The sequence below is a fragment of the Noviherbaspirillum sp. genome (genome assembly GCF_035627455.1).
Classification (GTDB): Bacteria; Pseudomonadota; Gammaproteobacteria; order Burkholderiales; family Burkholderiaceae_D; genus Noviherbaspirillum.
The window spans coordinates 93826-105606 of the sequence record NZ_DASPLS010000060.1 but is presented as its reverse complement, the minus strand read 5'-3'; the positions used below and the strand labels follow the sequence as shown (position 1 = coordinate 105606).

11 protein-coding genes are annotated in these 11781 nt (G+C 66.8%); 5 read left to right on the top strand and 6 right to left on the bottom strand.

The genetic code is table 11. The annotated features are described in order from the left end of the window. Positions 1-8: 8 nt before the first annotated feature. The 5 genes from VEC01_RS11425 to VEC01_RS11405 all read right to left on the bottom strand — a co-directional run bounded on the left by VEC01_RS11425 (position 9) and on the right by VEC01_RS11405 (position 5949). Positions 9-461, bottom strand: a complete 453-nt coding sequence (locus VEC01_RS11425; RefSeq protein ID WP_324900947.1) for a hypothetical protein — start codon at positions 459-461, stop codon at positions 9-11. A gap of 2 nt (positions 462-463) precedes the next feature. After that, positions 464-997, bottom strand: a complete 534-nt coding sequence (locus VEC01_RS11420) for a MarR family winged helix-turn-helix transcriptional regulator (protein ID WP_324900946.1) — start codon at positions 995-997, stop codon at positions 464-466. Positions 998-1129: 132 nt separating this feature from the next. Next, positions 1130-2692, bottom strand: a complete 1563-nt coding sequence (locus tag VEC01_RS11415) for an FGGY-family carbohydrate kinase (protein WP_324900945.1) — start codon at positions 2690-2692, stop codon at positions 1130-1132. A 10-nt stretch (positions 2693-2702) separates the two neighbouring features. Further along, positions 2703-4331 (bottom strand): glycerol-3-phosphate dehydrogenase/oxidase, encoded by a 1629-nt coding sequence (locus VEC01_RS11410; RefSeq protein WP_324900944.1) that lies wholly within the window; start codon positions 4329-4331, stop codon positions 2703-2705. Next, entirely contained in the window at positions 4309-5949 is a 1641-nt protein-coding gene (locus VEC01_RS11405) for an FAD-binding oxidoreductase (RefSeq protein ID WP_324900968.1), read from the bottom strand. The genes VEC01_RS11410 and VEC01_RS11405 overlap by 23 nt, the downstream gene beginning before the upstream one ends. 124 nt (positions 5950-6073) lie before the next feature. On the opposite strand from VEC01_RS11405, the gene VEC01_RS11400 reads away from it, so the two are divergent. Further along, on the top strand, positions 6074-7120 hold the full coding sequence (locus VEC01_RS11400) for an AraC family transcriptional regulator (RefSeq protein ID WP_324900943.1): 1047 nt from the start codon (positions 6074-6076) through the stop codon (positions 7118-7120). Between the two features lie 6 nt (positions 7121-7126). On the opposite strand, the gene VEC01_RS11395 is transcribed toward VEC01_RS11400, so the two are convergent. Next, a complete protein-coding gene (locus VEC01_RS11395) occupies positions 7127-7543 on the bottom strand; it encodes a hypothetical protein (RefSeq protein WP_324900942.1) in 417 nt (138 codons plus the stop codon). Between the two features lie 337 nt (positions 7544-7880). Between VEC01_RS11395 and VEC01_RS11390 the strand changes: the two genes are divergently transcribed. The 4 genes from VEC01_RS11390 to VEC01_RS11375 all read left to right on the top strand — a co-directional run bounded on the left by VEC01_RS11390 (position 7881) and on the right by VEC01_RS11375 (position 11779). Continuing rightward, positions 7881-8105, top strand: a complete 225-nt coding sequence (locus VEC01_RS11390; RefSeq protein ID WP_324900941.1) for a hypothetical protein — start codon at positions 7881-7883, stop codon at positions 8103-8105. Between the two features lie 205 nt (positions 8106-8310). Next, entirely contained in the window at positions 8311-8742 is a 432-nt protein-coding gene (locus VEC01_RS11385) for a hypothetical protein (protein ID WP_324900940.1), read from the top strand. Positions 8743-8816: 74 nt separating this feature from the next. After that, entirely contained in the window at positions 8817-10148 is a 1332-nt protein-coding gene (locus VEC01_RS11380) for a TolC family protein (RefSeq protein WP_324900939.1), read from the top strand. Then, positions 10145-11779 (top strand): efflux RND transporter periplasmic adaptor subunit, encoded by a 1635-nt coding sequence (locus VEC01_RS11375; protein WP_324900938.1) that lies wholly within the window; start codon positions 10145-10147, stop codon positions 11777-11779. The genes VEC01_RS11380 and VEC01_RS11375 overlap by 4 nt, the downstream gene beginning before the upstream one ends. Positions 11780-11781 lie beyond the last annotated feature (2 nt).

Below are 11781 nucleotides of genomic sequence, written 5' to 3'. Positions count from 1 at the left end.
CCCAGGAATCACGAGGCGGCAAGCACGCGGCGCGTCCTGCCGGCCAGCCGCAGGCCGTCACGGAAGTTGAGGCCTAGCATGATCAGCTGGGCGAGGCCGGCGACCAGCTCCACCGCCTGTACCGCATAGAAGAGGGCGTCGAATTCGGCGGAAGATGCCTTCAAATGCAGGAACACCGCCGCCGGCGCGAGCAGTAGGAGGCCGTTCATGCCAATGATGCGCATGCGTCGCTTCTTTTGCTCCGTCAAATTACCCTTGCGTCCGTTCGCAAGGGAGAATCCCGAACCGCCGGCCACGGCCATGCATGGCACGAGCAAGGCAATTCCGTACACGATCATCTGCTTGACCTGGGCGACCGCGGGCAGGTCCAGGAACAGCTCGGAGACAAGGGTCGCGGTGAAGAACGCGGCGACAAGAAGCAGCGCGAGGCTGCCGGCGACGGCGTGGATGACGGATTTCATGGTTACGGTCCTTTCTCGGGAACGGGGAGGTCGAGGCGGTCGTAGAGCGCCCTGAGCGTACGCAGGGCGGCGTGCAGGTCGTCCGTGGAAAGCGGCTCCGCGAGGCTGGCCGCCCATGCCGCCTGCAGCTTTTCCGCCTGCGCGTACGCCTGCGCCCCTTTCCTGGTCAGCGTGTACAGAGGCGAACGTTCATGGCGCGGATTCTTCATCTGCTCGACGAAGTCGTCCTCCTCGAGCCGGTTCAGCTGCTTCAGCGCGCCCTGGCGCGTGATGCCCATCATTTCGGCGATCTGGGGGATCGTCATCGGTTTGGCCGCAAGGGCGATGGCGCCGAGTACCTGCCAGCGGGCACTGGAGAGTCCCAGCGGCGCTACCATCTGATCGCCTTTTTCCAGCAGGCGACCATTCAGCTGGAAAACAACCAGCATGATTTCAGTGAGGGGATCGTAATCCGGAAGGCTGCGGAGGCGCATCTCGATAGGCCTTTCAACAATGAATATGACAACCAGTTTACGAAGCTGTAAACCGGTTGTCAAGATTGATTTTTCAGGTCTGTGAATGGCGTCCGGCCGATTGTTGCAGCAGGTGCAAAGTTGATACGACGCAAGTAATTTCCGGCTTGCGGGCGACGGCGGGAACTTCGCCCGACGCCGGGTGCCTGCGCACCGTCACGTCATGCGAGGATATCCGGTGATTTCCTGTATCTGCTGATACAGCGGCACCAGCCGCGTATACATCTTCTTGTACACCCGCGAATACAGCGCATCGTAGGTCTGCTGGTGATGCGGCTGCGGTTCGAATACCTTGCCCACCCGCGTCATCGCCGCGATCGCGCTGCCGAAGTCGCGATGCAGCTTCAGCCCGACCGCGGCGTTGATCGCCGCGCCCAGTCCCGAGGTTTCATAGACATGCGGCCGGGCGGTGGGCAGCCCGAAAATGTCCGCGGTCAGCTGCATCGCCGCGTCGCTCTGCGAGCCGCCGCCGGACACGCGCAGCGCGGTGATCGGCACGCCGCTGCGTTTCTCGATGCGCTCCTTGCCTTCACGCAGCGCATACGCCAGGCCTTCGAGGATCGCGCGGTACAGGTGGGCGCGGTTATGCACGTCGCCGAACCCGATCACCGCGCCCTTGGCTTCCGGGCCGGGCTGCTTGATGCCGGGCGTCCAGTAGGGCTGCAGCATCAGGCCCATTGATCCGGGCGGCACCGCATTCACCAGTTCGTCGAACAGGTCTTCCGGCGCCACGCCCTGTTCCGCGGCGAGCATTTTTTCCCGGTCGCCGAACTGTTCCTTGAACCAGTTCACCATCCAGTAGCCGCGGAAAATCTGCACCTCGGTGCTGTAGGCGCCGGGCACCGCGGCCGGGTAGGGCGGGATGAAGGGCGTCACCTCCAGGTACTTGCGGCTGGTGGTGTTGATGGTGGCGGTCGTGCCATACGAAAGGCAGCCGACGTGCGGCTCCAGGCAGCCGGCGCCGATCACTTCGCAGGCTTTGTCGGCGGCGGCAGCGATCAATGGCGTGCCGGCCGGAATGCCGGTCTGTTCGGCGGCGTCCGCCTGGATCTTGCCGATCACCGTGCCGGGCGGCACCAGCTCCGGCAGCATGCGCCGCTCGATCGGCATCCCCTGCCATTTCCAGTCGAAGGCGCCGGCCCACTTGAGGCCCTTGTAATCGAACGGTACATAGGCAACCTGCGAGCCGATCGAGTCGATGAATTCGCCGCCGAGACGGTAGTTCAGGTAACCCGACAGCAGCAGGTACTTGTCGGTCTTGTTCCAGATCTCGGGCTGGTGCGCCTTGATCCAGTTCGCCTCGGCCTCGCCGAGGAAGAAATCCACGGTGTTCTCCACCCGCGCCAGCTTGAACGCCATGCGCCACAAGGGATGAATCTTCGGCACGTCGGCGGTGCGGCGCTGGTCCAGCCAGACGATCGCCGGGCGCAGCGGCTTGCCGTCGCGGTCGAGGTTGACCACGGTGCCGCGCTGCGTGGTCACCGCGACGCCCTTGACCGCCGATTTCGGCACCCCAGACTGCGCCCAGAGCCGCTGGCAGGCGGTGCACAGCGCCTGCCAGTACTCTTCCACGCCATGCTCAGCCCAGCCGGGCTGGTCGGAAAAATACGCCTGCAGGTGCACCTGCGACTTGGCGACGATGTGGCCATGCAGGTCGAACAGCAGCGCGCGCACGCTCTGCGTGCCGTTGTCGATCGCCAGAAGATATTCGCTTGTCATGGTCTTCTCCTCATCCCCGCCGCGCGGGCCGGGCGGCGTTCTTGCGCCAGTCGGGTATCAGGTGCAGCGGCGGCAGGCCATAGTGGCGCTGCCATAGTGCCAGGTAGGCGGACTGCTCGGCATCCCAGCGCGCGTCGTCCCAGCCGAGCTCCGGCTGGCAGATGCGGCGGATGCGTTCCATCTGCGCGGCGCCCCCCTCGCGCAGCTGCAGGCCGAGCCGGGTGCGGCGCAGCAGCAGGTCTTCCAGGTGCAGCACCGCTTCCGAGCGCGCCGCCCAGCGCAACTCCGCCCATACGGTCTCGGTGCCGGGAATCGCCTCCAGTTCGCCGTCGCGCGCCTGTTCCAGCACGCGCAATGCATGCCGGCCGTAACGCCCCTGCAGACGCCGGCGTGCCAGCTCTCCGAGCCCGCCGCCGGCGGCCAGCGGCGCGGCGGGCGCGAAAACCGCCTTCGGCCGCAAGTCCGGCTGCCAGCCGGGAATCAGCGGCGCCGCATGCTTCAACGCGTCGAGCGCGATCAGGCGGAAGGTGGTCAGCTTGCCGCCGGTGACCGTGAGCAGCCCGTCCTCCAGCCATACCGCATGATCGCGGCCTTCCCTGGACGGGTCGGCCTTGCCGCTGTCGATCACCGGCCGCACGCCCGCATAGGTGGCGACCACGTCGGACGGCCGGATCGCCAGTTCCGGGAACTGGAACTCGAGCGCCGCCATCAGGTAGGAGAACTCCTGCGGCGTGATCGATGCCTCGTTCTGCAGGCTGGCGCCGTGGTCGACGTCGGTGGTGCCGACCAGCGTCACGCCTTCCCACGGGAACATGAACACCGGGCGGCCGTCGGCCGGATGCATCAGGCTGACCGCCTGCGCCACCGGCAGGCGCCACGCCGGCAGCACCAGGTGGCTGCCGCGCAGCGGCCGCAGTTTTTTTCCCTGCGGCGCATCCTGGCGCAGCTTGTCCGCCCAGGCGCCGGTGGCATTGATCACGACTTTCGCACGCACGCTGAAAACCGCATCGCCGGCGCCGTCCGCCAGTTCGACGCCGGTCACCTTGCCGTCCGCGCGCAGCACGCGCCGCGCCGCCAGGTAGTTCACCGCGGTGCCGCCCGCATCGAGCGCTTCCTGCAGCACCCGCAGCACCAGCCGCGCATCGTCGGTCTTCGCATCGGCATAACACATGCCGCCATTGAGGCGTTCGCGCCGGATGTGCGGCGCCAGCATCAGGAAGTCGTCGGCGCGCAGGTATTGCCGCGTGCGCATGCCCGCCATCAGGTCATACAGCGCCAGGCCGGCGGCAAACACCCGCCGCCCCGGCTTGCGGCCGGCGTAATCGGCGAACGCGAAACCCTGCAGGTCGACCAGGCCCGGCGCTTCCTTCAGCAGGTTCTGCCGCTCGCGCACCGAATCGCGGGTGAGCAGCAGCTTGCCTTCCTTGATGTAGCGCAGCCCGCCGTGCACCAGCTTGGAGGAGCGGCTCGAGGTGCCCCAGGCGAAGTCGCGCTGCTCGACCAGCAGCGCCCGCAGGCCGCGCCGCGCCGCTTCCAGCAGGATGCCGGCGCCCGTGATGCCGCCGCCGATGACGACCACATCCCAGTCGAGCGCGGCCAGCTCCGCCGGCAGCCGTTCACGCCAGTTTGCGCGCCACATGGCTGCATGCCTCCTCGTGAACCTGCGCGGCGACCAGCTTGCCGGGATTCATCAGTCCCTGCGGATCGAAATGGCGGAACAGTTCGCGCATCGCGCCCAGTCCGAGTTCGCCCTTTTCCGCCGCGAGGTAGGGCGCGTGGTCGCTGCCCACCCCGTGCTGGTGGCTGATGGTGCCGCCGGCGGCGACGATCGCCTCGCTCACCGCGGCCTTCAGCCTGCGCCAGCGCGCAAGATCGCGCCCGAATTCGCCGGACAGCCGGTAGACGAAGGTGGTGTACACGCTCGCGCCCTGCGCATACACATGCGACAGGTGGGTATAGGTGTGCAGCCGTTCGCCCTCCTGTTCCAGCGCGCGGGCGGCGGCCTGCTCGACGGAAGACATCATGTTCCAGACCTTGGGCCACTCGACCGCGGTTTCGACCGTGTCGACCGCGTAGCCGTGGCGCCACAGGGAATTGCGCAGGTAGACATTGCGGAAGCGGTTGGCTTTCCATTTGCGCCCGATCGCCTCGCCGGCATGCACGCCGCCGTGGGCGCGCGCGAGGCGCAGCGCGTGGGCCAGCGCGGCGCGCGCCGCTGGCCTGGCGCCGGAGACGCCCATCAGCAGCAGGCACTTGTTGTGGCCGCAGCCGCGCAGCCGCAGGTAGCGCTCGAGCAGGCCGATCAGTGTCTTGTGCCCGGCCAGCGTCAGCGTGGTCAGGGTTTCGACCGGATTGGACAGGCGCAGCATCGACAGCGGCAGCTTTGCCTGCGCGATGGTCCGGACCGCGCTTTCCGCTTCCATCCAGCCCGGGAAGAACACCGCATGGAAGGATTCGCTCTCGGGCAGGCGCGTGATGCGTACCGTCGCTTCGGTCAGGATGCCGAGCCGCCCTTCGGAGCCGAGCACGATTTCGCGCAGGTCGGTGCCTGCCGCCGATGCCGGGAAGGTCGGAATGCGCAGGCTGCCGCTGGGCGTTTCGATCCGGCCGCCGGCGAACAGCTGCTCGATGCGGCCGTAGCGCAGCGACTGCTGGCCGGAAGAGCGGGTCACCACCCAGCCGCCGAGCGTCGAGTATTCGAAGGATTGCGGAAAATGCCCGAGCGTATAGCCGCGCGCGCGCAGCTGCGCTTCCAGGTCGGGGCCGGCGATGCCGGCGCCGAAGGTCGCAAGCTGCGCCTCCGGGTTGAAATCGATCAGGCGAGACAGGCGCGACAGGTTGACTGTCAGTACCGGACGCTCGTCCTCGGGCGCGCTCAGATGGCCGACCACGCTGGTGCCGCCGCCATAGGGGATTACGATCACCTCGTTCTGCGCGGCGTAGTCGAGCAGCTCCCGCACCTGTTCGCTGCTCTCGGGAAAGGCCACGCCGTCCGGCAGCGGACCGGTTTCGCCATAGCGCAGCCGCAGCCAGTCCTGCATGCTTTGCCCGAGGCCGCAGGTCAGTCTCAGCCTCGGCGTGGTATCGATCAGCGCATGCGGTTTCAGCCGGCTCGCCGGGATTGCGCGGCACGCCTGTTCCAGCGTCGCGTCCACCGGCGTCACGCTGCGCCCGATGCGCTCGCGCAGGAATGCCAGGGCGTCGTCGTTGAGGGCGAATTCGACGGTATCGTCGCCCCATCCGTTCCATCGTCTCACCATGCCGCTCCTTTTGTTTATACTTTGGCAGCTTAGCCATCGCGCAATCCGCTGTATTGCGCGTTCATGCCAACCGAATTGTCCGAATATGCCAATACCGCAAAGCGTACGCATTGATCAAACGATGGGCATCGTCGCCGGCGCGTATGCGCAGCCGGTGCTGGAAGCCGCTGCGCTGCGCGGGGTATCGCCGCAGCAGCTGGCGCAGGCGGCCGGCCTGCCGGCGCAGGCGCTGTCGCCGCTGCCGGAAAGCCTGCCGGCGGCCGTCTATGTGCGCCTGCTCGATGCGGGGGCGCAACTTGCGGACGACCCGCATTTCGGGCTGCATGTCGGCGAATGCATGAAGCTCGGCACCTACAACGTGTACGGCCTGATCCTGCTGAGCTGCAGCGATTTCGGCCAGGCGCTGCAGCAGACGCTGCGCTTCGAGGGCCTGGCCCACGATCTCGGGCGCTCGGCGTTGCGGCTCGACGGCGCCGTTGCCGAATACCGCTGGGACAGCGCGCTGCCCGGCGCCAGCCGGCATCTCTCGGAAAGCGTATTCGCAGGCATCCAGGTGGTCGGGACCTGGCTGGCGGGCAGGGCGCTGCCGCCGGCGCGCATCTCCTTCACCCACGCTGCGCCGGCGGATTGCAGCGAGCACCAGCGCATCTTCGGCGACGCGGTCAGCTTCGGCGCGCCGGCCAACCTGGCGCGCTTCGATGCCGCGCTGTTGTCCTGGCCGGTGCGCAACGCCGACGTCAGCCTCTATCCGGTGCTGCAGCAGCATGCGGAGCAATTGCTGCGGGAAAAGCAGCGTGCGCAGGCCGATACCGGCGTCGCGGCGCAGGTGCGCGAAGCGATCGTGCGCAACCTGGCGCAGGACCGGGTACGCCTGGGCACGATTGCGGAAGACATGCGGATCACGCAGCGCACGCTGCAACGCAAGCTGAAGGAAGCGGGCGTCACCTTCCAGCAAGTGCTGGACCAGACGCGGCGCGAACTGGCGCTCGATTACCTGAAGCAGGAACGGCTGAGCCTGGCGGAGATCGCGTTCCTGCTCGGCTACCAGGAACAAAGCTCGTTCTGCCATGCGTTCAAGGAATGGACGGGACTCAATCCGGGCGCCTACCGGGAGCGTCAGGGGCGCGGGGAAAGGACCGGGGACGATGGTTTCAACGCCCCGGCCTGACGCAGCTTATCGCCGGGGTTCGCGTTCGGACGCGAAACGCTGCGGTTCAAGCAGATGCAGCGCCGGAACCGGCCAGTCGACGGCGGGGGCCGCGCGGCGCTGCCTGCCGGCTGCGCACACCGCCGGCCGCGGCTGGTAGGCTGCCACCGCATCGTACATCGCCATGATCTGCTGGATCGCGTGCGCAACCTCCTGGTCGGTCAGCGATTGCACCTCGCTGCGGATTTCATGCGCGACGTTTTTTGCAGGGAAGCGGGCGATCCTGCCGGTGAGGCAGGCAAAGCTGCCGGCCGCTTCCGCGGGAAGGTCCTTCGGCTTGAGCTTGATCAGCCTGCCGTAAGCGGCGGCGAGCCGGTCGCGTCGGTCGGTCGTGCCGGCCAGCACACGGATGGCCGCCTGCAGCTGTGTCCATGCAAATGACATGCTTGTCTCCTCCAGAGTTTTTATGGGATTGCCTGCCGTCTTGTGACGATCTGATATCTCCTGGTGCGTTTATCCTAAGAACAAAGCCGGCGCGCGGAAATCGTCCGAAAGGATGAATGGAGGGCGATACGGCGAGCGCGGGCGACACGCCCATTGCGGCCGGTTCCGGGCACAAGTTGAAGCATTACTTGAATAACGGATGCCAACTCCTTGCGACAACTGGAGAGGGCGGGATGTCAATCAGTCAAGAAGCTGGGATTTTGAACAGTACTGTTGATTTATACAGTTGTTGTGCTAAAGTAAGGACTCCAACAACAACGCTGCGAGGACTGACAAGATGGCACACCTGCATAATTCCTTCGACACCCCGTTCGGCCTTGAATACGCGCCCACGTCTTTCCTGATGCGCTTCGGCCGCCGCGAGATCTTCGTCTGCCGCGATTTCCGCAAGCGCTACTACGCAGTCAATCCCATTCTCGATTGCAGCACCGGCATCCAGCCCGGCCATCTCGAACTGCTGTTGCTGCGGCGCTGGCTGATCATCCTGTCCAGGGCGCGCTGACTTTTTCCATTCCTGCTTTTCGATCTCGCAGCGCCCAGGAGTGTCGACGTGACCAGTGGAGTGGTGCCTCCGGTCATTCCGACAGCGTTGACACAGATCAATGACCTTCCCGGACACGCTTGCGTACACTGCGGTGGTTTTGTCGAACCATCCCCCGGCACCCGCCTGCTGTCAGCAGGAAGGGCAATGGGTATAATCAAGCGTAATGAAATTGTCCCGTCGTTCGCGTATTGTTTCGGCGCTGTTCGCGCTGATCAGCGTGCTGTTCATGCAGCTCGCCGCGGCGGCGTACGCCTGTCCGCCGGGCCGCGTCGTGCAGCTGAATGAGGCCGCGACAATGGCGATGGCGATGGCCGGGCATGAGGCGATGGCAAGCCACGAAGGGATGGAGGAGTGCGACGGCCTGATCGAGGACGACGCGCCGCCGGCGTTGTGCTATTCCGCCACCCAGGTCGCCGACCAGTCTCTGAACAAGCCCGCGCCGGACCTGCCGCCTTCGGTTGCGGTCGTGCTGGTGCCCGCGGTCGCCGACGTCAACCTCGCGTATCGTCCGGTCGCTCCGCCTGCGCGCACTGCCTTGCTGGCGCGCGATTCTTCCCCGCCACTCTCGATCCGGAACTGCTGCTTCCGATTCTGACACCCCAGGCCGCATGAATCCCTGCCGCCGCGCACGCTGCGCCGGCGGTTCCCTTTATGCCGTCTGGAGTTTTCATGTCATTTCCATCGCTTTTTCAACCGCGGGAGCCGGGCGCGCGCCCGCGTCCCGGCCATCACCAGACCGTTCAGCAACGCTTGCTCCGGTGCGCCGCTGCGTTCGCGCTGGCGGTCGCGCCGTTCGCCAGCGCCGAGCCGCTTCCCGGCGCCAGCCTGCAGAGCCTGCTCGATTTCGCCAGGGCGAACAATCCCGAATACGCTTCCATGCGTCATGAAGCGGAGGCGGCCGCGCAGAAAGCGGCTTCCGCCGGCGCGCTGCCGGATCCGAAGCTGCGCGTCGAATTGCAGGACATCACCCGGATGGGCGAGCAGAACCCGACGCTGCTGCCCGGGCGCGCCGGCCGCACGCGCTACCAGCTGATGCAGGAACTGCCCTGGTTCGGCAAGCGCGGGCTGCAGCGCGAGATCGCGACGATGGAAGCCGACAGCGCCCAGGGCCGCGCCGGCGCAAGCTGGGCCGAGCTGGCAAACCGCATCAAGGCGGCTTATGCGCAGTATTACACCCTCCATGAAAACGAAAGGCTTACCCGGGAAATCCTCGACCTGGCGACCCGGCTGGAGCGGCTTACGCAGTCGCGCTACGCCGGCGGGCTGGCGGTGCAGTCGGACGCGATCCGCGCGCAGGTGGAGCAGGCCAACCTGCGCCATGAACTGGCGGCGCTGGAAAGCGAAAAGCGCATGGTGCGCGCGCGCCTGAACATGCTGCTCGCGCGGCCCGGCAATGCGCCGCTGGCCGAACCGGAGCGGCTGCGCGCGCTGCCGGCGCCGGCGAAGCTGGATCATGCGGCGCTCGAGGACAGGGTGCGCGGGCGCAACCCGCAGCTGTTTGCGGAAGAGTCGCGCCTGAAAGCGGCGGAAAAGAACCGCGATCTTGCCTACAGGAACCGCTATCCCGACCTCGCGCTCGGCATCGCGCCCATGCAGTACGGCAGCTCGGTGAAGGAGTGGGAAGTGATGATTGAAATGAACATCCCGCTGCAGCAAACGGCGCGCCGCGCGCAGGAAAGGGAGGCCGAAGCGATGCTCGCCGCCGCCCGCGCGCGCCGCGAAGCGGTGGCGAACCAGGTGCTCGCCGAGCTTGCCGAGAACCTGGCGGGCTTGGAATCGGCGCGCCACAACGAGGCGATCATCGCCGACAGCCTGCTGCCGCAGGCAGAACTTGCTTACCGCTCGGCACTGGCCGGTTATGAAAACGGCAAGGTCGATTTCGCGACCTTGCTCGATACGCAGCGCCAGATCCGCATGGCGCGTCAAAGCCGCATCAAGGCGCAGGCCGAAGCGCAGACGCGCCTGGCCGACATCGAACGACTCCTGGGGGAAGAATTATGAAACACGCTGCAAGCATCGCCGGCGCCGTGGTGCTGGCACTCGCCGCCGCCGGCGCCGGCTACTGGTTCGGCCACCGGGATGCCGGCGCGCCGCCGGCTGCCGCCGGCGCCGGGAGCGGCACGAAGGACGGCACGAAGGACGGCACGAAGGACGGCACAAGCGCGCGCAAGATCCTGTATTACCGCAACCCGATGGGCTTGCCGGATACGTCGCCGGTGCCGAAGAAGGATCCGATGGGGATGGACTACATTCCGGTGTATGAAGGCGAGGAGGAATCCGGGCCGGCGTCCGCCGGCCAGGTGCGCATGAGCACCGAGAAGGTGCAGAAGCTCGGCGTCAGGACCGAAAAAGCCAGCCTGCGGGTGCTCGACCGCGCAGTGCGCGCCGCCGGGCGGATCGAAGTCGACGAGCGCCGCGTGGTAGCGGTCGCGCCGCGCTTCGAGGGCTACGTGGAGCGCCTGCATGTGAACGCCACCGGACAGGCGGTCGCCAAGGGGCAGCCGCTGTTCGAAGTCTACAGTCCGGAACTGGTGTCGGCGCAACGGGAGTACACGATCGCGGCGCAAGGCCTGCAGACGCTGCGCAATGCGGACGTCGACACCCGGGCCGGCATGCAGCAGCTGGCCGACTCCAGCCTCGCGCGCCTGAAGAACTGGGATATCCCGGAGGAGCAGATCCGCGCGCTGGCCCGCTCCGGCGAGGTCAAGCGGACCGTCACGCTGCGCTCGCCGGTTTCCGGCATCATCACCGAAAAGAAGGCGCTGCAAGGCATGCGCTTCATGCCGGGCGAGATGCTGTACCAGATCACCGACCTGTCTTCGGTCTGGGTGCTGGCCGACGTGTTCGAGCAGGATATCGGCCTGGTCAAGCCGGGCGCGAAGGCGACGCTCCACATCAACGCCTATCCCGGCAAGTCTTTCGAAGGCGCGGTCACTTATGTGTACCCGACGCTGCAGGCGGCGACCCGCTCGATCCAGGTGCGCATCGAACTGCCCAATCCCGGCCAGCTGCTCAAGCCCGGCATGTTCGCCGACGTCGAAATGGCGGCCGGCGCGCGCACGAAGGTAGTGGCGGTGCCGTCGTCCGCGGTGATCGACAGCGGCACCCGCCGCGTGGTGCTGGTACAGGCCGGCGAGGGGCGTTTCGAACCGCGCGACGTGAAGCTCGGCGCGCGCGGCAGCGACTATGTCGAGGTGCTCGAAGGCGTGGCCGAAGGTGAGGAGGTGGTGGTCGCCGCCAACTTCCTGATCGACGCGGAGAGCAACCTGAAGGCAGCGCTCGGCGGCTTCGGCGCAGCGCCGCAGGGCGCCGCGCCGGCAGCGGCGGGCGGCGTCGGCCACAAGGCGGAGGGCAAGGTCGACGAGATCGATCCGAAGGCCGGCACCGCCAGCATCGCGCATGGCCCGGTGCCCAGCCTGAACTGGCCGTCCATGACGATGGAATTCAAGCTCGCCAATGACGCGCTGTTGAAGGAACTGAAACCCGGTGCGGCGATCCGCTTCGAATTCGTCGAGCGCCAGCCGGGCGAATGGGTGATCACCGGCTTCCAGCCGGTATCGCTGACACTTCCGGCGGCACTTCCGGCGCCGCCGAAGCCGGCAGCGCAAGCGCACCGGCACGACGGACACTGACA

Bases quoted from the DNA above. Each gene is read 5' to 3' on its own strand.
- VEC01_RS11425 (WP_324900947.1), bottom strand. From the start codon at position 461: ATGAAATCCGTCATCCACGCCGTCGCCGGCAGCCTCGCGCTGCTTCTT.
- VEC01_RS11415 (WP_324900945.1), bottom strand. From the start codon at position 2,692: ATGACAAGCGAATATCTTCTGGCGATCGACAACGGCACGCAGAGCGTG.
- VEC01_RS11410 (WP_324900944.1), bottom strand. From the start codon at position 4,331: ATGTGGCGCGCAAACTGGCGTGAACGGCTGCCGGCGGAGCTGGCCGCG.
- VEC01_RS11400 (WP_324900943.1), top strand. From the start codon at position 6,074: ATGGGCATCGTCGCCGGCGCGTATGCGCAGCCGGTGCTGGAAGCCGCT.
- VEC01_RS11395 (WP_324900942.1), bottom strand. From the start codon at position 7,543: ATGTCATTTGCATGGACACAGCTGCAGGCGGCCATCCGTGTGCTGGCC.
- VEC01_RS11390 (WP_324900941.1), top strand. From the start codon at position 7,881: ATGGCACACCTGCATAATTCCTTCGACACCCCGTTCGGCCTTGAATAC.
- VEC01_RS11385 (WP_324900940.1), top strand. From the start codon at position 8,311: ATGAAATTGTCCCGTCGTTCGCGTATTGTTTCGGCGCTGTTCGCGCTG.
- VEC01_RS11380 (WP_324900939.1), top strand. From the start codon at position 8,817: ATGTCATTTCCATCGCTTTTTCAACCGCGGGAGCCGGGCGCGCGCCCG.
- VEC01_RS11375 (WP_324900938.1), top strand. From the start codon at position 10,145: ATGAAACACGCTGCAAGCATCGCCGGCGCCGTGGTGCTGGCACTCGCC.